We start from the raw sequence: 20,656 nt of genomic DNA on the forward strand, positions 1-20,656 counted from the left end.
TTGCGCATGGCGACTCTCGAACGCTTCCACAATATCGTCGATGGCGGGAAGGCCACGGCCGCCAGCGGCCGCTGGTTTCCCTCCTACAATCCGTTCACGGGCGAGGCCTGGGCGGAAATCCCGCATGGCGATGCGACCGATGTCGATCGAGCCGTCATCGCCGCCGATCGCGCCTTCACCGGCGGCGACTGGCCGAAGCTCACCGCCTCGGCGCGCGGCAAGCTGCTGCATCGCTTCGCCGATCTCGTGCTGAGCGAAGCGGAACGCCTGGCCCGGATCGAGACGCGCGACAATGGCAAGCTCTTCGCCGAAATGTCGGGCCAGCTCCGCTATATCCCGGAATGGTTCCACTATTTCGGCGGCCTCGCCGACAAGATCGAAGGCGCGGTCTTGCCGATGGACAAGCCCAACATGTTCGCCTTCACCCGCCGCGAGCCGCTGGGCGTGGTCGCGGCGATCACGCCGTGGAATTCGCCGCTCCTGCTCCTCGCCTGGAAGCTGGCGCCGGCGCTCGCCGCCGGCAACACCGTCGTCATCAAGCCATCCGAATTTGCTTCCGCCTCGACGCTCGCTTTTGCCGAGCTCTTCGCCAAAGCGGGTTTCCCGAAGGGAGTCGTCAACACGGTGACGGGCTATGGCTCGGAGATCGGACAATCCCTCACCGAGCATCCGCTCATCGCCAAGATCGCCTTCACCGGCGGCGATGCGACCGGCGCGCAAGTGGGTGCGGCCGCTACGCGCCATTTGAAGCATGTCACTTTGGAGCTCGGCGGCAAGTCGCCCAATATCGTCTTCGCCGACGCCCGGCTCGACAATGCGGTGAAGGGCGCCGTTGCCGGCATCTTCGCCGCTTCCGGCCAGACCTGCATCGCGGGCTCGCGCCTTCTGGTCGAGCGTAGCATCCATGACGACTTCGTCGACCGTCTCCTCGCCTTGGCGCGCCAGGCCAAGCTTGGCGATCCCGCCGAGGCCGAAACCCAGGTCGGACCGATCACCACCGAAGCGCAGCTCAAGAAGGTCCTTTCTTACATCGATATTGCCAAGGCCGAAGGCGCGAAGCTCATGCTCGGCGGCAAGCGCCCCGAGGTGCCCCATCTGGCGCAAGGCTGGTTCGTCGAGCCCACGATCTTCGCCGGCGTCGACAACCGCATGCGCATCGCGCGCGAGGAGGTCTTCGGGCCGGTGCTCAGCATCATCCCCTTCAGCGATGAGGACGAAGCGGTGAGCATCGCCAATGACAATGCCTATGGGCTCGCCGCCGGCGTGTGGACGGAGAATGCGCGGCGCGCTTTGCGCATGGCGGAGCGCATCCGCGCCGGCACGGTATGGATCAACACCTATCGCGCGGTGAGCTATCTCGCTCCCTTTGGCGGCATGAAGCGCTCAGGGTTGGGGCGCGAGAGCGGCATGCGCGCGATCGATGAATATCTGCAAACCAAGTCGGTCTGGATGAACCTTGCCGAAGACTTCCCCAATCCCTTCGTCCTGCGCTGAGCCTCAAGCTTTTCGCCGCGTGACCATCGGCTTCGTGCCTTCATAGCGCAGGCGCTTGCACATGAGGGCAAAGCCGTCGAGATTGTCGATGATGCGGCCGAAGATGCAGGCCTGGTTCGGATGCTGGAGGCCTTCCTTCGTGTAGATCGTCGTCGGGAAATTCACGCAGGCGTTCCGCCCATAGGCGATCGTCACTTCCTCGATATAAGGATCCCAGATCATGTCGCCGGGCGCCAGCTGCTGGAAGCGGTTCTCGAGCTCATAGCCCAGCTTGTCGAGCATGGGTACCCGGTCGAGATAGAAGGCGGCGTGCCCGAACCAGGCGCAGTGGATCATGTTGCCGCCATAGGGCAAGAGCTCCCAGAAGGCCTGGCAGGTCTTGGGCGCCAGATGGTCGAGCAGCACGGCGCCGAAGATGTCGCCGCCCATTTCGAGCTCGAGCCGCCGGGCGTCGGGCGGGATGGCATGCGGGATCTCGAAGCGGTCATACCACCAGCCGTCCCACATTTCGCGCTGGGCCGCCTTGTCATTCGGATCCATGCCGACGTCTTTGCGCTCACTCATCTGGTGCTCCTGAGCATTGGTTGAACGTCTGCATCTGGCTCCGGAAATGGATTTATTGAAACGACCATTTCTTGCTAGACTGACAATACCATTATGACCAAGCCGACGCACCGCATGGCGCTTCCCGGGCTCGTCCTCGCCCCAAGATCGCGAGCACCTTTGCACCTGCAGATCTACCGCCATCTGCGCCAGGCGGTTCTCACCGGTACGCTGAAGCCCGGCAGCCGCCTGCCGTCGACCCGCAGCCTGGCGGAGGATCTCGGCGTCTCGCGCACCACCGTGCTTGCGGCCTATGACCAGCTTCTTTCCGAAGGCTATGTCGAAGGCCGGATCGGCGCCGGCACGCGCGTCGTGCGTCATCTGCCCGATGGGTTGTCGGGGGCGCCGGCACGGCGTCGCCCGCCTGCCGTTCCAGCCTTGATCGCCAATGACGGTTTGGGCGATCACCCGAGCATCTTCGGCCCGGAGTTCCGTCTCCCGACCAAAGACTGGAAGGCCTGTTTCAGGCTTGCTCTGCCGGCCCTCGATCTCGTGCCCTTCAAGATCTGGGCGCGGCTCGTCGGCAAGCATGTCCGCCGCGCGGCGCGCGAGACGGTTGACTACCATGACGCGTTGGGCCTACCCCGCCTCAGACGGGCGATTGCCGCGCATATCGCGGTGTCGCGCGGCATCGCTTGCGCGCCCGAGCAGATCCTCATTTGCGCCGGCGCCCAGGCGGCTATCGACCTTGTGGCCCGCGCTTTGCTCAAGCCGGGCGACCGTGCCCTCGTCGAAGACCCGTGCCATCTGGGCTTTGCCGGGGTCATCCATGCCGCAAGCGCGATTCTCGTCAGGCGGCCCGTCGACGCCACAGGGATGCGGGTTCCCCGGCAAAGCTCTGCGCCGGCACGTCTCGCCTTCGTGACGCCCTCCAACCAATTTCCGCTCGCCGTCACCATGAGCCTCGCGCGGCGGCTCGAGCTTCTGGACTGGGCCCAAAGAGAGAAAGCCTGGATCGTGGAAGACGACTATGACAGCGAGTTCCGCTTCGACGGCCGCCCTGTCCCTGCCCTTCTCTCCCTCGACCAGCAGGCGCGCGTCATCTATGTCGGCAGTTTCAGCAAGTCGCTCTATCCGGGCCTCAGGCTCGGCTTCCTGGTGCTCCCCGACAGTCTCGTCGACCGCTTCGTCGAACGGCGCCGCTTCATCGATTTCCATCCGCCGATGCTGCTTCAGGCGGCGCTCGCCGATTTCATCGAGGACGGCCATTTCGCCCGCCATATTCGCCGCATGCGCAAGGCCTATGGCGAGCGCGCCGCGGCGCTCGAGCATCACTTCGGGAAACAGGCCGCGGGGCTGATGCGGCTCATGAAGCCCGCAGCCGGCATGCACGCCATTGCCTGGCTCCCGCCCGGCGCCGATGATGCGGCCGTGGCGCGTCTCGCCGCGCAAAGGGGCATCGAGGCCCGCGCCCTCTCCTTCTATGGCCGCCGCAGGCAGGAACCGGGCTTGGTCCTGGGCTTCGGGACCGTGACGCCGGCCGAGATCGTCAAGGGGGTCATGTCCCTGACCCGGATCAGCGCCGAGGCCGTAGGCAAGTCAGGGCGGTAACCGTTAACGGCGACGATCTTCTTTCGTCACAATGTTTTTGTTACAGTGTGGCCACAGCGGCAGAGGGCGCCGGGCCAAGGCGCCTTCGGAAAATGGAGGTCCCCCATATGTTTATTGCCCGTCTCACGGCCCTTGCCGGCATTGCCCTGGCAGCGGCGGCCTTCGCGGTCACGCCCGCCGAGGCCCTCACCACGAAGGAATGCAGCGCCAAATATCAGGCGGCCAAGGAGGCCGGCACGCTTGGCGACATGAAATGGAACGACTTCCGCAAGACGCAATGTGCTGCGGCTGCAACGGATGACGATGACGCCGACCAAGCGACGACGAAGACCAAGACAAAGGCTGCGACCAAGGCCGACGATGATGACGATGCCAAGGGCCTGACCTCCAAGCAGTGCAGCGCCAAGTACCAGGCGGCCAAGGAGGCGGGCACCCTCGGCGACATGAAGTGGAACGACTTCCGTAAAGCGCAGTGCGGTCCGGGCGCCTCGGCCGAGATCGAGAAGCCGGCCAAGAAGAAGGCCGCCGCCAAGAAGGATGACGACGATGACGACGCCAAGGGCCTGACCTCGAAACAGTGCAGCGCCAAATACCAGGCGGCCAAGGAAGCCGGTACCCTCGGCGACATGAAGTGGAACGACTTCCGTAAAGCGCAGTGCGGCCCCGGCGCCACGGCCGAGATCGACACCAAGGCCAAGACCAAGAAGGCGGCCTCGACGTCGGATGACGACGACGCCGCAAAAGGCCTGTCGATGAAGGACTGCAGCGCCAAGTATCAGGCGGCGAAGACAGCGGGCACGCTGGGCGATGCCAAGTGGAACGACTTCCGCAAGGCCGAATGCGGCCCCGGCGCCACCGCTGACAGCGACTCGAAGGCCAAGAAGAAGACGGCGGCCAAGTCGGACGACGATGACGACGCCAAGGGCCTGTCGATGAAGGACTGCAGCGCCAAGTACCAGGCGGCCAAGGAGGCGGACGCGCTCGGCGACATGAAGTGGAACGACTTCCGCAAGGCCGAATGCGGCCCGGGCTCGTCCATGGAGGTCCAGTCGAAGAAGTCCACCAAGGCGGTCGCCAAGGCCGACACGTCGGGCGGCGGCCTGACGATGAAGGAATGCAGCGCCAAATATCAGCAAGCCAAGGCTGACGGCAAGCTGGGCGACCTCAAGTGGAATTCGTTCCGCAAGGCCAAGTGCAGCGCCGATGCAGCGGATGACGAGACCGTCCCGGCGCCGGACGAAGCGAGCTACACCAATGAGCCGGAGGCACCGACCGTCACCGTACCGCGCGGCGTCAAATTCCCGCGCGGCATTTCGAGCAAATACTCCAACGAGTCGGAAGGCAAGGCGCGCATGCACACCTGCCTCGATCAGTATTATGCCAACAAGGAGAACGATGCCTTGGGCGGCCTGAAATGGATCCAGAAGGGCGGCGGCTATTACAGCCTGTGCAATGCCAGGCTTAAAGCCGGCGCGTAAGCCGTCCCTTTCGACCCCTGAATAGTTAAGCGCCGCTCCGATCTATGGGGCGGCGCTTTCATTTCCGCTCAATCATACTGCAGCTGCTCTTCCCATCGCGTGCGCGCCGATAGGCAGCACTTTCGTTAGGGAACCGGCGGTCGTTTTCCCGTGCCAGCTTGCCGGCAGGAACAAGTTTCTTCCTCGCGACCATGACTCTTACCCGCGCAGGTAAAAAACAGCTCCGCCTTCAACGGCAGCCTCGCGGATTGGTTCCTAGCGCTCGGGCAGCGGAATGAACTCCGTCTCTTCCGGCACCGGGCCGAAGCGTCCGGTCTTCCAGTCCTCCTTGGCCGCCTCGATGCGCTCCTTGCGCGATGACACGAAGTTCCACCAGATGTGGCGCGGGCCTTCGAGCGCGGTGCCGCCCAAGAACATCATCCGCGTCTTCGTGACGGCCTTGATGGTGATCCGGTCGCCCGGCCGGAAGATCAGCATTTGCGGCGCTGCGAATCTGTCGCCGGCGATATCGACCTCGCCTTCGACCAGATAGACGGCACGCTCCTCGTAAGTGGGATCGAGCGGCACGGAAACACCGGCATCGGCCGCGACCTCGACATAGAACCAGTCCGACACCATGTCGACCGACGCCTTGGCGCCGAAGGCTTCACCGGCGATGATGCGCGCCCTGAGCCCCGTCTCTTCCACCACCGGGAGGACGGCCGCATCGAAATGCTGGAACGAGGGGGCGATCTCTTCCTTGTCGGCGGGGAGCGCGATCCAGCTTTGCAGGCCGAGCATGTGCTGCCCCGTCTTGCGCGGCACATCGGGCGTGCGCTCCGAATGGGCGATGCCGCGGCCCGCCGTCATGAGGTTCATGGCGCCCGGCACGATCTCCTGGATATTGCCCTCACTGTCGCGATGCAGGATCGAACCGTCGAAGAGATAGGTGACGGTGGCAAGCCCGATATGGGGATGGGGCCTTACATCCATCCCGTGCCCGGCGATGAACTGCACCGGTCCGAAATGGTCGAAGAAGATGAACGGCCCCACCATTTGCCGCTTTCCATGCGGCAGGGCGCGGCGCACTTGGAAGCCGTCGCCGAGATCACGCACGCGCGGCACGATCACGAGATCGAGCGCATCGCAGGATTTCACGTCGCCCAGAATGGGATCTTTTGTCGGAAGCCAGCTCATGAAACTCTCCACTCACAGACAGACGCGCTCGCGGCACCGCCGCGAACGCACTCAGTTGATGTGGAGCAAGATTAGGACAGTTTGCGCTTGCGGCAAATATCGTAAGTTTGCTGCCAGGGTCGCAGCCGCTCGAAGGCGGCACTTACCGCAAGGACATCTGTGTCGGCATAACGCTTGCCGATGATCTGCATGCCGACGGGAAGTCCCTTGGCGAGTCCCGCCGGGATGGAGGCCGCCGGATTGCCGGTGAAATTGATCGGGAAGGTGAGGCACCACCCGATGAGCCGGTTGACCTCTTCGCCGGCGACCGTCTTGGGCCCGAGCGTATTGCCGTCCTTGGCATTCTCGACCGGCAGGCAGGCGAGCGTCGGCGAGATGAGGATGTCATGCTCGGCGAAGACGCCGCGCACCGCATCATAGATTTCGGTGCGCACCGACTGCGCCTCGTGCATCTCGGCCGGCGTGATGTTTTCGTAGCGGTCATACCAATAGAGATATTCGGGCGGCAGGTCGTCGCGATGCTTGCCGATGAGGTCATAGCCCGCGGCCTTCATGCCGATCACGCCCGCGACATTGAGCGGCATGATGATCTTGCACCAGAGATCGGCGAGCTCCATATGCGAGCGCTTGATGCCGAGCTTGACGTCCGTCACGGTGGCGCCCGCCTCGCGGAGGGCATCGACCGCCTTGCGCACCGTCTCGGCGACCTCGGGCTCGACCGGGAACACGTCGAAATTCGGACTATAGGCGATCTTCATGCCCTTGATCGGACGATCGAGGGCGCCGAGGAAATCGACCTCCTCATCGAGCGCGTAAGGATCGCGCGCGTCATAGCCGGCAAGCACCGAGAGCGCCAGGGCGGCATCGCGCACATTGCGGGTGATCGGGCCTTCGTGGATGAAAGGCGTTTCCGCCGAGAAGGCATTGGGCCTCGTCCACAACGGCAAGCGGCCGAAAGCGGCCTTGTAGCCATAGACGCCGCACCAGGATGAGGGAATGCGGATCGAGCCGCCGCCATCGGTGCCTTCGGCCAGCGGAAACAGTCCGTCAGCGACGGCCGCGGCGCTGCCGCCCGACGAGCCGCCGGGATTACGCTTGGTGTCGAAGGGATTGCCGGTCGGGCCGAAGAGATAATTGTCGGTGACGCCGCGGAATCCCATGATCGGGCTGTTGGTCTTGCCGATGATAATCGCCCCGCCGCGCTGCTCGATCCTCTCGGAGAAAGGACACAGATAATCCGGCTTGAAGTCCTTCAGCGCCCTGATGCCGCCGAGCGTCGCGGGCCAGCCCGGCTTGAAGTCGAACAGGTCCTTGATCGCGATCGGCACGCCATGCAGAGGCCCGAGCTTCTTGCCGGCCATGACCGCGGCTTCCGCCGCCTTCGCGGCCTTGCGGCCCTCTTCCGGCGCCATATGGACGACGGCATTGAGGCTCGGATTACGTTCCGCGACGCGCTTGATGAAATAGTCGACCACCTCGACCGGTGACAGTTTCTTGGCCTTGATCGCATCGGCAATGCTGCCGGCGGACGCAAATGAAAGATCATCGCCCGTCATGTTTCCTCCCGAGAATTGACCCTTTCTAGGACAGCAATCTTAACCGCTGCCGTGCGTTTGACACCAGAACTATGTGCATATCTGACATACTCCCGAGGACCTTGGCCCATTCCGGGAAAGAGTGGTCCAGTGCGAAATGCTGTTTTTGGTGCTGTTCCGACGCCGCGCAGCCCTGCATCGTGAATGATCGATAAAAACGGAGAGCAAATGATCGATCTCTATTACTGCGGCACACCCAACGGCCTGAAGATGAAGGTGTTTTTCGAGGAGACGGGGCTTCCCCACCGGATCATTCCCGTCGACCTCGGCAAGGGCGATCAGTTCAAGCCGGAATTCTTGAGGATTTCGCCCAACAACAAGATCCCCGCCATGGTCGATCACGATCCCGTAGATGGCGGCGAGCCGATCGCGCTTTTCGAATCGGGCGCCATGCTGCTCTATCTCGCCGACAAGATCGGCCGTTTCCTGTCGCGCGATCTCAGAGGCCGCAACGAGGTGATCAAATGGCTGTTCTGGCAAGTGGGCGGCCTCGGTCCCATGGCCGGGCAGATCGGCCATTTCAATGCCTATGCGCCGGAAAAGATCCCCTATGCGATCGAGCGCTATGCGCGCGAGACGCACCGCCTCTACAGTGTGCTGAACACCCGCCTCGCGACCTTCGACTTCATCGTCGGGGATTATTCGATCGCCGACATGGCCTGCTATCCCTGGATCGTGCCCCACAAGGGGCACGGCCAGTCGCTCGAGGAACACCCTCATCTCAAGCGCTGGTTCGAGACGATCGCGCGGCGCCCGGCGGTCGTCAGAGCCTATGTCGGCACGAAGGACTCCTACTCGGCTTCGGCCGGGAACATTTCCGAGGAAGAGCGCCGCATTCTTTTCGGCACATCGAAAAGGAAAGCGGCATCGTGAGGGATCAAAGGCTGAGCGTCATGCCGTCGCGCGCCGCAAATGCACCGATGAAACGCGTGCGGGCCAGCTGCTCAAGTCCCGCAAGGTCGCCATCGTCCCTCTCGGGCGCGTGGTGGAAAAGCGCCAGCCGCTTGGCGCGGGCGCCTTCGCACAGGGCGACGCCTTCTTCCCAGGTCGAGTGGCCGAATTCTACGCGCTCGGAAGCCTCGGCTTCCGTATACATGCAGTCATAGATGACGAGGTCAGCCTGGTCGGCAAGGCGCAGGCAAGCTTGCCGCGCCTCGTGTGAACGCACTCCTGTATCCGTCAAATAGGCGACGGTCCGTCCATCGAATTCGATCCTGTAGCCGGTGACGCCGCCCGGATGATCGAGCCGTGCGGTCGCGATCCGGATCGTGGGCGCCGGCGAGATGACGTCGCCGGCCAGAAAATCGCAATATCTCACCTGGGCGCGGAACATGCCGGCGCCGGCCGGGAAGAACAGCGGGTTGAGAAGCGCATCGACCAGCGCCTGCGTCTTCATCGCCCCCATCGTGTGACCCGACCAGATCGCGCACTGGGTGTCGGGATCGAACAGCGGCGCGAAGAACGGCAGGCCGATGATATGGTCATAATGGCTGTGGGAAAGGAAGAGATTAAAAGTCTTGATCCCTTCCCCGGCCAGGGACCGCCCGGCCTTGCGCAAGCCTGTACCGGCATCGAACAGGAGGAGATGAGAACCGCAGCGGATTTCGACACAGGCGGTATTGCCGCCCGTAGCCATGATCTCTTCGCCGTCGGTCGCTATGCTGCCGCGCACGCCCCAGAATTTGACAAACACCGATGCCTCATCCTGCGGCGGCATGCTGGATCTCTCCCGGTTCTTCTGATTTCTTTTCCGCCAGGCGCAGAAGCTCGAAGACCATGACCTTGCTGGTCCGTCCCTTGATGGGCGCAGCGCCATGCGACCTCGTCACGATCGCCGGTCCAGCGAGCTTGCGGGTGTCCTCGCTGATCAGGATCTCGGCATTGAGTTCCTTGCCCAGCGCCTCGAGGCGGCTCGCGACATTCACCACATCGCCGATGGCCGTATAGCTCAGGCGCTCGGACGACCCGATATTGCCGACAAGCGCGATGCCGCTATTGATGCCGATGCGAACGAATTGCCCGTCCTTCCGCCCATCCGGGCGTGCCACCCATTGCATCGCCTGACGTATCGTCTCAGCCGCGCGGCAGGCGCTGAAGGCGTGATTTTCATTGGCCGCCGGCGCGTTCCAGATGCCCATGATGCAATCGCCGATGAACTTGTCGACGATGCCGCCTTCCTCATGAATGGCCTTGGTCGCCAGAGTGAGGAATTCGGTCAGGAAGGGCGCGACATCGGGGCCATGATCCTCGGTGAGCTGGGTGAAGCCCGGGAGATCGGCGAACATCACTGTGATCTCGCGCAACTCCCCGCCGGGCTTGGGCTCAACTCCTTGCTGGATGAGGCTGCGCACGATGTCGGCGGGGACATAGAGGCCGAAGGCTTTGAGACTTCCGGCCATGCGGTGAAGCGCGCCGGACAGGCTGTCGAGCTCGAACAGCCGCGTCGCGATGTGCCTGACATTGGCGAGCGCGAAGCTTTCGACATGCCTGATCTCACCGGCCACTTGCTGGATCGGCCTGACGAAGGAGTAATGCGCGAACAAGGCCGCAAGGCCGGCCGTCAGCAGGGCGAACAGCACCAGCGTTGACAGGAGGCGGCGCGTATTCCGGTCGATCTCCTCGGTGAAAGCGGAGCGCGGTATGGCCGTGACCAGCGCCCAGCCATTGAAATCCAGGGTGGTCCTGGTCACATAGAAGACCGTTCCGTCATTCGTCGTGACCATGCCCTCCGGCGCTTTGCCGGTATTTGCACGATTGAGGGCATTGACGATCTGAGCGCTGTCGCCGGCTTCGAGCAAGGACGCCGATCTCATATCCGCAAGCGATGAGGCGACGACCGTGCCGCTGTCGCTGACGATGACCGCGGCCCCTTTCTGCGCCACATCCAGCCGCGCCAGGAAATCAGCCAAACGGCGCAGATTGAGCGAAACCATGATCACGCCCTGGAAGCGGTTGTGCAGATCGAAGCGCGTCGCCGCCACCGCCGCCGGCTCGAAGCCGCTCGGCAAAAGGTCAACCATGGTCCAGACCAGCCCCTCCCCACCCATGGCGCCACGATACCATTTACTACCCGGCGTCACATAGGCCGATTCGCCCTTGCTGCGCTCTTCGAAAAATATGTCGCCGGGGATGGGCCTGTATCGGTCCCGGCGCAGGCTGCGCGCGCCATTCGCCAGTGGAGCGCCGATCTCGACCATCTCGATCCGGTCGTCGCCCAGTATGTGCGAGCCGAAGAAACGGCCGTCCGGAAAGCCGAAGCCGATCCAGGACACGGAAGGCAGCGAGCGTAGGACCGACAGGAAGACGAATTCGCGCTTGGCCTCGTCGTCGGCCTTGATCGCGCCCTGGAAGAGGATGGAGCGGATGACTTCGACCGCCCCTTCGGAGGCGCGGAATGTCGCTTCGAGCTCCTTCTTCACGGCGCCCGCGGTCTGGACATTGATCGAGCCGACGACGGTTTCGACATTGCGGTTGGCGGTGCGCATCCATGAGAAATGCACGATGAGCGCGGTCGCAAGCACCGCGATCAGCACCAGCCCGGTCAGGGCGGTGCCGATCCGCACCTTGAGGCGCGGACTGGCGTCAGTTCTCGTCGCCGGTGATGAGGCGGGCGCCGCGCTCGAAAGAGACATAGGCCACGATCCAGTCGAGGAAGACAATGAGACGATTGCGGAAGCCGATGAGGAACCAGATATGGGCGAAGCACCAGATCACCCAGGCGGGAAATCCGGACAAGGTGAAGCGGCCGAAATCCGCCACCGCCGAGCTCCGGCCGATGGTCGCGAGATTCCCGTAATTGCGGTACCTGAACTTTTCCCGCGGCTTGCCCTTGATATCCGCCAGGATCGACGCCGCCGCAAAATACCCCATTTGCTTGGCCGCTGGTGCTATTCCGGGCGCGACGACGCCATTGCCATCGGTAACCGCCGCCGTGTCGCCAATGACGAAGATGTTGTCAAAGCCCGGCAAGCGAAGCGCGGCATCGACGATGACCCGCCCGGCTTTGTCGCATTGGGCATTGAGCCACTTGCCCGCCGGCGAGGCCATGACGCCGGCGGCCCAGATGATCGTCGCCGTTTCGATCCGGCGGCCATCCTGGAGGGTGATGCCGTCCTGGTGGCAATCGGTGACCGGTGCGTCGGTCATGACCGTCACGCCCAGCCGGCCAAGCTGCTTTGCCGCCGACAATGAAAGCTTCTCCGGAAAGGCGGGAAGGACCCTGCCACCGGCTTCGACAAGGATGATCTTCGTCTCGGCCGGATTGATATGGCGGAAGTCGCGCAGGATGGTGCGATGCGCGAGCTCGGCGATGGCGCCCGCCATCTCGACACCGGTCGGGCCGCCGCCCACGACGACGAAGGTCTGAAGGCGCCGGCGCTCATTCTCGTCAGTCGTCGCCTCGGCCTGCTCGAAGGCGAGGAGGATGCGCCGGCGGATCTCGGTCGCATCCTCGATCTTCTTGAGTCCGGGCGCGAATTCCTCCCACTGGTCATGGCCGAAATAGGCATGGCGCGCACCGGTCGCGACGATCAGATAGTCGAAATGTATGCGACGCGTCGACGTCACGACCTCGCCGGCCGTTTTGTCGATAGCGATGATCTTGTCCATGAAGACAGTAATGTTCTTCTGCGGCGCGACGATGCGCCGGATCGGCGAAGCGATCTGGGCCGGCGACAGGCCGGCGGTCGCGACCTGATAGAGCAACGGCTGGAACAGATGGTAATTGCGCCGGTCGATCAGCGTGATGTCGACGGCCGCATGGCGCAGCGCCGTGGCGGCGGAGAGCCCGCCAAAGCCCGCACCCAGGATGACGACTTGCGGGCGGGCCGGAGCTTGTCCGGCACGCTCTATTGCAGAAGGTTGGTTCAAAGTTCACCTGTTGCCCAAAATCAGGCGTCTGCCCAGTTGGTCGAGTGACACGACGCCTGCGCCACGCGCCAGAAGGAGACCGAGCAGGCTCGCCCACAAAAGATGCTCGCCCCAATGTCCAGGATAAACGAATATCTGGATCACGGCGACTATGCCCAAAAGCGCCAGCGCCCCGAGACGGGTGAACAGACCGAGAAGGATCAGGATCGAACCGGTCAGTTCGGTGGCCGTCGCCAGGGGCGCGGCGATCTCCGGCGGCAGCAGCGGGACGCGGTATTCCATGGCGAAAAGCTGGATCGTGATCGGCCAGCTCGCCAGTTTCGATTGTGCCGAATTCCAGAATACATGGGCGACGGCGATCCGAGCGGCGAGCTGTATCACCGACAGCGGAATGGCATCGGCGGCAGCTATGGCTTTCCTGACAAGGCCTAGAGCCGAAAAGGCCTGCTTGCCAGTGGCCGGCATGGCGGGATTCATCATGGGGGCTTATCCTTTCTGTGGCTCGGCCGCATCAACTCCGGTCGCGAGCCGGTTGCGAAACAGGAAGACGATCTCGTCGGTCAGATTGAAGTGAGGGTCGCGCGCCAGGGCGCGAGCCGCCGCCTCTTCGATCGTGAGGCGGCGGGAGAGGCCACGCCAGAAGGCAAATCGGGCGGTGTTGAGCTCGAAGAACCTGATGTCATCGTCATGGCGGAGCAAGGCGATGCGGCTTATCCGGCGCGGCAAGGCCTGCCGGCGCTCGCTTTGATGGGCCCAGAGGCCGAGGACCGGCCAGCGCGAGACGACGAAGCCGAGGCTCGGTTGGAGATCGAGCGTTGAAGCGTGAGCCAAATCCGCGAAGTCGAGAAACGGCAATTGCGCGCTGGTGAGTGCGCGATGGATCGCCCATTCAAGCGCCGCCATCTGGGCCAGGATCGGCGCATGCCGACAGGCGGGAAAGCGCGACAGGAACTGCGGGAAAGCCGAGCCATAGACGACGAGACGCGACTCGCGCGGGGGGCCACGCAGGATGAACTGATGCGCGGCATAGGCGAAGAACCGCTCATCGCCGAGCTTGGCCGTCACCGGGAAGATCGTGCGCAAATGGGCGATGAGCGACAGGAACATGTTGTTGCGGTAGATCGCGTAGCGGCGTGCCGGATCGGCATGCCCGGCCGTGAACTCGCCTTCGATATCGCTGAAGCTGCCGTCGATGAGGGCGCGCGTCATGGACACCTGGAGCTCTGCGAGATCACGCATGGGCGAGTTCCTTTCGGCTGGGATGATGATCGCAAACAGCCACCTTCGCCGTCCTTGACCGACTCGGCGGCAGGAAAGGCAGAACCGAGGGCTCAGGCCGCGTCACGGTTTCGGACAGGAGGTCAGCCCACATGGCTTCGCCCAGCAGCGTCTCGAGCGGCGGGATGTCGGAATCCCATTCGATGAGCGTCGGGCGGGCGCCGAATCTTTCCAGCGCGAAACGGTAGAGCGACCACACCGCGGGCGCCACTCTCGACCCGTGATTGTCGATCAGGACCGGCCCATCGGGCGTTTCGTTGGAAGCATGGCCGGCGAGGTGGATTTCCGCGATGCTCTCGCCTGGCAGGCCCGCAACATAGGCCTCCGCATCGAAGCCGAGATTTTGCGCGGAGACGAAGACATTGTTGATATCGAGCAGCAGGCCGCAGCCGGTGCGCTTGGCGATCTCGCTGAGGAATTCGGGTTCTTCCATTGTCGAACGGGCGAAGCCGATATAGAAGGACAGGTTCTCGATGAGGATGCGGCGGCCGAGCGCTTCCTGCGTCTGGTTGATATTGCGGCAGACGATGGCGAGGGCTTCCTCGTCATGCGGCAGGGGCATGAGATCGTTCAGATAGATGCCGTCGCCGACGCACCAGGCGAGATGCTCGGACACCATGGCCGGCTGGAAACGGTCGCACAGCGCCTTCAGGCGGGCGAGATGCGAAGCCTCGACGCCTTGCGCCGAGCCCAGCGACAGGCCGACGCCATGGATGGAGAGCGTGTAGTTCTTGCGCAGTTGCTCGAGCGCCGCCGTGGCGGGGCTCGCATGCATGTAATTCTCGGCATGGACCTCAAGCCAGCCCGCCGAGGGCCGCTGCTTCAGCATTTGCGCCAGATGGGGGCCGCGCAAACCGATGCCGGCGACGGGAGGCAGGGGAGAACGGAGGGGCTTCGTCGGCATGTCAGTGACCTTTCGGTGGACTGGCCTGAGGCTCTGCCGGCGCGTGATCAGGAAAAGTGGAGGCCGGTTTTCCGTCAGATCACGCGCCAACAAGTGTGTTTAGGCCTTGGGTTCGGTGGCCCCGCCGGTCAGCTTGGCGCAGCTGCCGGCCGGCAGATAGATCCAGGCATCGCCCTGATTGTCGGCCGTCGCCGTTCCGGCGCAGGAATGCGTCGAGGTCTGGCAGTCATTCGTGCCGGCCTTCGACACGCCGTAGCATTTCTCGAACTGATAATTGGGCTGCTCGGCGGGACCGGCGAAGGCGCCGCTCGCCGCGAGCGTGGTGATGGCCGCGAGCGCCGATCCGACGAGAAGCTTGGTGTTGATCATTGGAGTCTCCATTGGGAATGTTGGGTTCACACGGCCTCGTTGACCGATGACCAGGAGTTTCCGCCAAACAACTGTCGAACTGAAATGCCGTATCCGCATGGTTATGATAGCGGCGCTCTATGATTGCGCCGTCCGGCGCATAAAGAAGCCGCTCCCTTTTGGGGAGCGGCCGAGGGTGCAGCCAGGAGGGGGAGGCGGGGAGGCTGCTTGGGAGATTCACAAATAGGTGTTGCCGATATCGACGGTCGACTGCTTGCCGATATGATCATAATTCTGGCCGAGCCAGGCCGACGCCCGCTCGCGGCCGGCGTCACGCAGGTCGGTCAGGAATTCCCAGTCGGCGTTCAGCTTGCTGGCCACGCCGAGGTCCAGCATGATGTCGTCGGCCGAGATCGCATGAATCAGCATGCGCTTGAGCTCCATCCCGCATTTCGACCCGCTGTCGATGAGTTTGGTGACGAAATCGATCGCGCGCATCTCGCGCATCAGCGACGAGTTGAAGCTGATCTCATTGATCCGGTTCATGATCTCGGTCGCCGTGTGCGGCAGCTCGGGCCGGGCCATCGGATTGATGTGAACGATGAGGACATCGGGCGATTCGCAGCCATAGATCAGAGGAAAGATCGCCGGATTGCCCATATAGCCGCCGTCCCAATAGGCATCCTCGCCGATCTCGACGGCCCGGAACAGGAACGGCAGGCAGGCCGAAGCCATCACCGCATCGCAAGTGATGTCGTCATTGGAGAATACCTTGACCTTGCCGGTGCGCACATTGGTGGCGCAGATATTGAGCTTGAGCTTGCAGCGCTCCGTGCGCAGCGTCTCGAAATCCATCGACTGCTCGAGCACGCGGCGCAGCGGATTGATGTTCAAGGGATTGAACTGATAGGGCGACATCAGCCGTGTCACCAGATCGAACAGGACATAGGGCGGCGAGTTCTCCAGTGAACGATTGCCGGTCAGGCGGTCGAGCAGCGTCGGCTGGATCGGCGAGAAGGCCGCGGCATGGCTCACCCGGCGCCAGAAATTGGCCAGCGCCTTCTGCGCGCCCTCGCGCCCGCCTTCGATCAGGCCGTAGGTCATCACTGCCGCATTCATGGCGCCGGCGCTGGTGGCGACCACTCCCTCGAAATCGAGCCTGGGCTCTTCGAGCAGCCGGTCGAGAACGCCCCAGGTGAAGGCGCCATGGGCGCCGCCGCCTTGCAATGCCAGGTTCAGGGTCTTGGTCCTGGACACCTTGCTCACGCTGCGTCGCGGATTCGCGGATATGGTTACCTGATCCATGGGGTCTTCCTCCCTAATGTGCAGTCCACCCGCCATCGACGGGGATAGCCGCACCGGTGATAGAGCTTCCGCCCTCGCTGCACAGGAACACCGTGAGCGCGCCCAACTCCTCGACCGCGGCGAAGCGCTTGTTCGGCTGGTTCTTGAGAAGCACGTCGCGGATGACGGCTTCGCGCGGGATCTTGTGCGATTTGGCCTGATCGTCGATCTGCCGCTCGACCAGCGGGGTCCATACATAGCCGGGGCAAATGGCGTTGCTCGTCACCCCGGTCTCCGCCCCTTCGAGAGCGATCACCTTGGTGAAGCCGACGATGCCGTGCTTGGCGGCGACATAGGCCGATTTGAAGGGCGACGCGACGAGCCCATGCGCCGATGAGATGTTCACGATGCGTCCGAACTTCCGCGCCTTCATGCCCTCGAAGGTGGCGCGCACCAGATGGAAGGCCGAGGACAGGTTGATGGCCAGGATCTGGTCCCATTTCCCCGCCGGGAAGGACTCGACCGGTGCCACATGCTGGATGCCGGCATTGTTGACTACGATATCGACCTGGCCGAAGCGGCGCGTGGCCTGCTCGGCCATGCAGCGAATGGCCTCGGCCTGCGACATGTCGGCGTCGCTATAGGCGACGTCCACGTCATGCGCTTCCGCCAGCGATTGGCGCTGCATCTCGATATCGTCGCGGTCGCCGAAACCATTGAGCATCACCGCGCTGCCGGCTTCCGCCAATGCCTTGGCGATCCCGAGACCAATGCCGCTGGTCGAGCCGGTGACGATCGCTGCCCGCCCCTCCAGCGGTCGCCGTGAGGATTGCATGTCCATTTTCCTGTTCACTACAAGCATCGAATTCTCCGACTTCAGGGGCCTGTTGTGCCGGCAAGCATGGCCAAAACGGAGCGCCGGCGGAAATGCCGAGCGGCTATTATTTCCATGTCGAGGGCGCATTGGCGGTATGGCGCAGCCGTCTTTAGGGTCGCCGCCATGGACCTGCATCACATTCGATACTTTCTCGCCGTCAGCGACAGCCTGAACTTCACCCGGGCGGCCGAGGCCTGCAATGTCACCCAGCCGGCTCTAAGCCGGGCCATCCAGCAGCTCGAGGAGGAGATCGGCGGCCAGCTGTTCCGCCGCGAGCGCAATTTCACGCATCTGACCGATCTCGGCATGTTGATGCGCCCGCGCCTGCAGCAGATCCTGGACACGGTGGGCGCGGTCAAGCGCGAGGTCCGCCAGTTCCTGACGCTCGAAAACGCCCAGATCCGGCTGGGCATCATGTGCACGGTGGGACCGACCCGCTTCACCGGGCTCCTGGCCGATTTTCGCATGCGCTATCCGGGCGTTTCGCTCGAGCTCGTCGAGGGCATGCCGACGGGCCTGGCGGCCAAGCTGGAGCGCGGCGAGATCGACATCGCCGTGATGGCCTCGGCCGAGGGCTATCCCGAGCGCCTCGACCTCAAGCCCCTATACCGGGAGCGTTTCCTCCTTGCCTGCCCCACCGGCCACCGTTTCACCCGCATGAATGCCATCCGCATGCCGGAAGTCCACGGTGAGAACTATCTGCTCCGGCTCAATTGCGAGTACCAGAACAATATCGAGGATCTCATTCGTCAATCGGGAGGCGCGGTCCATGTCTGCTATCAGAGCGAGCGCGAGGACTGGATCCAGAACATGGTCGCGGGCGGGCTCGGCATCTGCTTCATCCCCGAATTCAGCGCCGTGCTGCCGGGCCTGGAGCTGCGTCCGGTGATCGAGCCCGAAGTCTGGCGCGAGATCAATCTCGTGACCATGTCCGGCCGCCGCATGTCGCCGGCCTTGATCAGTTTCATCAAGGCGGTTCGCGACTATCCCTGGCCGGCGAGCCGTTTCGACACGAACTAGAAGAGCGAGCCATGCCGAACGACACTCTTGCCTTCACAATCCGTCCCTATCGGCCCGAAGATCGCGACGCTGTCGTGGATCTGTTCGTCCGCGTCAATCGCAGCCTGGCACCGCCCGAAATGAAGGAGGTCTTCGAGGCCTATGTGGCGAGGTCGCTTGCGGAGGAAATCGGCCAGATAGATCGATACTATGATGCCGCCCGCGACAGGAGCTTTTGGGTCACCATCGCCGATAGCCGCCTGCTCGGCAATTTCGGCCTCGAACCGGCGGATGACGGCGCCGCTGAAGTGCGGCGCATGTATGTCGATTTTCCGTTCCGGCGATCCGGGATCGCGCGGGCCATGCTTCTCCATGCCGAGACATGTGCCAGGCAAGCTGGTTTCACCCGGCTCATCCTGAGCACATCCAGCCTCCAGCAACCGGCCCTGGCGCTCTACCGTTCCAGCGGTTTCGAGCTGGTTCGCCAGGAAATCGCCAACTCGCCCAGTCTCAAGACAGTGGGCAACGGCATTCCGCGCTACCACCTTGAGAAGCCGCTGATAAAAGGCCCGCCGCCTAATATTCAGGCATCCGTGCGCCTTTCAAATCCAGCCTGTTCACCGTAAGCGAACATGGCTACGATACCAGAGGGCTGATCCCTTCCGAGAGCGACCTTTGGATATCCACCATATCCGTTATTTCCTGGCCGTGTGCGAGACCTTGAACTTCACGCGCGCGGCGGAGAAATGCAACGTCACCCAGCCGGCGCTGAGCCGGGCCATCCAGCAGCTCGAGGAAGAGGTCGGCGGCCTGCTGTTCCGCCGCGAGCGCAATCTGACCCATGTCACCGATCTCGGCCTGCTGATGAAGCCGCGCCTGCAGCAGGTCCTGGACGGGCTCAGCGAGGTCAAGCGTGATGCCAAGCGGTTCCTGACGCTGGAAGACGCCAATATCACCCTCGGCATCATGTGCACGATCGGCCCCCGGCGCCTGACCGGTCTCATCGCCGAATTCGGCCGGAGATTTCCCGGCGTGTCGATCAAGCTCATCGAGGGCGTCGCCAAGGACCTGGCGGGCAAGATCGAAGCCGGCGAGATCGATCTCGCCATCATGGCCAATCCGGACGGATTTTCCGACCGCATCGACGCGCACAGTCTTTATGGCGAGCGCTTCGTCATCGCCTTCCCCGAGCAGCATCGCTTTGCCGCCATGAACGGTATTCCGATGCGCGAGATCCATGGTGAAAGCTATCTGCGCCGGATCAACTGTGAATATCGCGATCATCTGTCGAAGATCGCCGACGAATGTCATGCCGATGCGCCGCTCGCTTTCGCCAGCGAGCGCGAGGACTGGATCCAGAACATGGTCGCGGGCGGCCTCGGTATCTGCATCATCCCCGAATTCAGCGCCGTCATCCCCGGCATCCAGATCCGTCCTCTCATCGACCCGGACGTGTCGCGCGATGTCAGCCTGGTCTGGATGGCGGGGCGGCGGCATTCGCCGGCCGTCGCGGCTTTCGTGAAGATGGCGCGATCGCATCCTTGGCCGGAAAGCCAATACGCGCCCGTGGCCGCCTGACCCCATAAGATCAGGCTATCGAATCCAAACTCATTCGGCATTTCAGCCTTGCCTGGCACTTTGGCAGTGTTCGCCATGGAAGCTGCGCCTCCTCATGTCACGCAGCAAACATGGAGACACTTGATGAAACTCGATCTGACCATACGCCTCGGCGTCGCTGCTCTGGCATTTGCGGCGGCTGCCAATTTCGCTCAGGCCGGAGAATGTCCGGCCGGCAAGATGAAGGACAATGCCGTGACCACGGGCGAGATGATGCCCAAGGGAGTCACCGATGACGTCCTCGCTTCCATCGATCTGGCGCCGAAGGGCGAGGCCTTCAAGGGTGAAGCGCTGCGCCTGCGCAAGCTGGTGATCCAGCCGGGCGGCATCGTGCCGTGGCATGACCACAAGTCGCGCCCGGCGAATATCTATATCGTGTCGGGCACGGTGACTGAATATCGCAGCAGCTGCGAAGTGCCCATCGTCCACAAGACCGGCGACACCGTTGCCGAATTCGGCGAAGGCTACGCCCATTGGTGGAAGAACACAGGCAAGAAGCCGGCTATCCTGCTGTCCGCCGATATCATCCATACCAATATGGACGATCACATGATGTGAAACCCGCCCGGCCAAGCCTTTTGCA

20 protein-coding genes are annotated in these 20,656 nt (G+C 63.1%); 8 read left to right on the top strand and 12 right to left on the bottom strand.

Annotated elements, in window-relative coordinates:
- Nucleotides 1-6 precede the first annotated feature (6 nt).
- Complete coding sequence (locus DS839_RS22995; protein ID WP_119272824.1) at nucleotides 7-1,494, top strand: aldehyde dehydrogenase; 1,488 nt, start codon at nucleotides 7-9, stop codon at nucleotides 1,492-1,494.
- Nucleotides 1,495-1,497: 3 nt separating this feature from the next.
- Here DS839_RS22995 and DS839_RS23000 read toward each other — a convergent pair whose 3' ends face one another.
- Complete coding sequence (locus tag DS839_RS23000; protein WP_162918741.1) at nucleotides 1,498-2,058, bottom strand: DUF3830 family protein; 561 nt, start codon at nucleotides 2,056-2,058, stop codon at nucleotides 1,498-1,500.
- Between the two features lie 93 nt (nucleotides 2,059-2,151).
- Here DS839_RS23000 and pdxR point away from each other — a divergent pair, with 93 nt between their 5' ends.
- Together pdxR and DS839_RS37010 are read left to right on the top strand one after the other, a co-directional pair.
- Nucleotides 2,152-3,648, top strand: coding sequence for a MocR-like pyridoxine biosynthesis transcription factor PdxR (gene pdxR / locus DS839_RS23005; RefSeq protein WP_119272826.1), 1,497 nt, complete (start codon nucleotides 2,152-2,154; stop codon nucleotides 3,646-3,648).
- Between the two features lie 107 nt (nucleotides 3,649-3,755).
- On the top strand, nucleotides 3,756-5,126 hold the full coding sequence (locus tag DS839_RS37010; RefSeq protein ID WP_368911850.1) for a hypothetical protein: 1,371 nt from the start codon (nucleotides 3,756-3,758) through the stop codon (nucleotides 5,124-5,126).
- A 255-nt stretch (nucleotides 5,127-5,381) separates the two neighbouring features.
- Here the strand turns inward: DS839_RS37010 and DS839_RS23015 are convergent, their stop codons facing one another.
- Together DS839_RS23015 and DS839_RS23020 are read right to left on the bottom strand one after the other, a co-directional pair.
- The gene (locus tag DS839_RS23015; RefSeq protein ID WP_119272827.1) at nucleotides 5,382-6,302 is read right to left on the bottom strand and encodes a pirin family protein; all 921 of its coding nucleotides are present in this window, start codon (nucleotides 6,300-6,302) and stop codon (nucleotides 5,382-5,384) included.
- A 71-nt stretch (nucleotides 6,303-6,373) separates the two neighbouring features.
- Complete coding sequence (locus DS839_RS23020) at nucleotides 6,374-7,858, bottom strand: amidase (RefSeq protein WP_119272828.1); 1,485 nt, start codon at nucleotides 7,856-7,858, stop codon at nucleotides 6,374-6,376.
- A gap of 207 nt (nucleotides 7,859-8,065) precedes the next feature.
- Here DS839_RS23020 and DS839_RS23025 point away from each other — a divergent pair, with 207 nt between their 5' ends.
- Nucleotides 8,066-8,770: a glutathione binding-like protein gene (locus DS839_RS23025; protein ID WP_119272829.1), complete on the top strand. Its 705-nt coding sequence runs from the start codon at nucleotides 8,066-8,068 to the stop codon at nucleotides 8,768-8,770.
- A gap of 4 nt (nucleotides 8,771-8,774) precedes the next feature.
- On the opposite strand, the gene DS839_RS23030 is transcribed toward DS839_RS23025, so the two are convergent.
- The 9 genes from DS839_RS23030 to DS839_RS23070 form a co-directional block, all read right to left on the bottom strand.
- Nucleotides 8,775-9,614, bottom strand: a complete 840-nt coding sequence (locus tag DS839_RS23030; protein ID WP_119272830.1) for an MBL fold metallo-hydrolase — start codon at nucleotides 9,612-9,614, stop codon at nucleotides 8,775-8,777.
- The gene (locus DS839_RS23035) at nucleotides 9,598-11,529 is read right to left on the bottom strand and encodes an adenylate/guanylate cyclase domain-containing protein (protein WP_368911851.1); all 1,932 of its coding nucleotides are present in this window, start codon (nucleotides 11,527-11,529) and stop codon (nucleotides 9,598-9,600) included. The genes DS839_RS23030 and DS839_RS23035 overlap by 17 nt, the downstream gene beginning before the upstream one ends.
- On the bottom strand, nucleotides 11,480-12,766 hold the full coding sequence (locus DS839_RS23040) for an NAD(P)/FAD-dependent oxidoreductase (RefSeq protein ID WP_119272831.1): 1,287 nt from the start codon (nucleotides 12,764-12,766) through the stop codon (nucleotides 11,480-11,482). Before DS839_RS23040 ends, DS839_RS23035 begins: the two co-directional genes overlap by 50 nt.
- A 3-nt stretch (nucleotides 12,767-12,769) precedes the next feature.
- On the bottom strand, nucleotides 12,770-13,246 hold the full coding sequence (locus DS839_RS23045; protein ID WP_438816542.1) for a DoxX family protein: 477 nt from the start codon (nucleotides 13,244-13,246) through the stop codon (nucleotides 12,770-12,772).
- A 6-nt stretch (nucleotides 13,247-13,252) separates the two neighbouring features.
- Nucleotides 13,253-14,005 (bottom strand): HvfC/BufC family peptide modification chaperone, encoded by a 753-nt coding sequence (locus DS839_RS23050; RefSeq protein WP_119272832.1) that lies wholly within the window; start codon nucleotides 14,003-14,005, stop codon nucleotides 13,253-13,255.
- The gene (gene bufB, locus DS839_RS23055; RefSeq protein WP_119272833.1) at nucleotides 13,998-14,948 is read right to left on the bottom strand and encodes an MNIO family bufferin maturase; all 951 of its coding nucleotides are present in this window, start codon (nucleotides 14,946-14,948) and stop codon (nucleotides 13,998-14,000) included. The genes DS839_RS23050 and bufB overlap by 8 nt, the downstream gene beginning before the upstream one ends.
- A gap of 99 nt (nucleotides 14,949-15,047) precedes the next feature.
- Nucleotides 15,048-15,317, bottom strand: coding sequence for a BufA1 family periplasmic bufferin-type metallophore (locus tag DS839_RS23060; RefSeq protein WP_119272834.1), 270 nt, complete (start codon nucleotides 15,315-15,317; stop codon nucleotides 15,048-15,050).
- 216 nt (nucleotides 15,318-15,533) lie between these two features.
- The gene (locus DS839_RS23065) at nucleotides 15,534-16,601 is read right to left on the bottom strand and encodes a patatin-like phospholipase family protein (protein WP_119272835.1); all 1,068 of its coding nucleotides are present in this window, start codon (nucleotides 16,599-16,601) and stop codon (nucleotides 15,534-15,536) included.
- A gap of 13 nt (nucleotides 16,602-16,614) precedes the next feature.
- Nucleotides 16,615-17,421: a 3-hydroxybutyrate dehydrogenase gene (locus DS839_RS23070; RefSeq protein ID WP_162918742.1), complete on the bottom strand. Its 807-nt coding sequence runs from the start codon at nucleotides 17,419-17,421 to the stop codon at nucleotides 16,615-16,617.
- 159 nt (nucleotides 17,422-17,580) lie between these two features.
- Between DS839_RS23070 and DS839_RS23075 the strand changes: the two genes are divergently transcribed.
- The 4 genes from DS839_RS23075 (at nucleotide 17,581) to DS839_RS23090 (ending at nucleotide 20,631) form a co-directional block, all read left to right on the top strand.
- On the top strand, nucleotides 17,581-18,477 hold the full coding sequence (locus tag DS839_RS23075; RefSeq protein WP_119272837.1) for a LysR family transcriptional regulator: 897 nt from the start codon (nucleotides 17,581-17,583) through the stop codon (nucleotides 18,475-18,477).
- 11 nt (nucleotides 18,478-18,488) lie between these two features.
- Nucleotides 18,489-19,082 (top strand): GNAT family N-acetyltransferase, encoded by a 594-nt coding sequence (locus DS839_RS23080; RefSeq protein ID WP_119272838.1) that lies wholly within the window; start codon nucleotides 18,489-18,491, stop codon nucleotides 19,080-19,082.
- Between the two features lie 49 nt (nucleotides 19,083-19,131).
- Nucleotides 19,132-20,034, top strand: a complete 903-nt coding sequence (locus tag DS839_RS23085) for a LysR family transcriptional regulator (protein WP_119272839.1) — start codon at nucleotides 19,132-19,134, stop codon at nucleotides 20,032-20,034.
- Nucleotides 20,035-20,157: 123 nt separating this feature from the next.
- The gene (locus DS839_RS23090; RefSeq protein ID WP_119272840.1) at nucleotides 20,158-20,631 is read left to right on the top strand and encodes a cupin domain-containing protein; all 474 of its coding nucleotides are present in this window, start codon (nucleotides 20,158-20,160) and stop codon (nucleotides 20,629-20,631) included.
- Nucleotides 20,632-20,656: the final 25 nt, after the last annotated feature.

Source organism: Taklimakanibacter deserti (assembly GCA_003574785.1).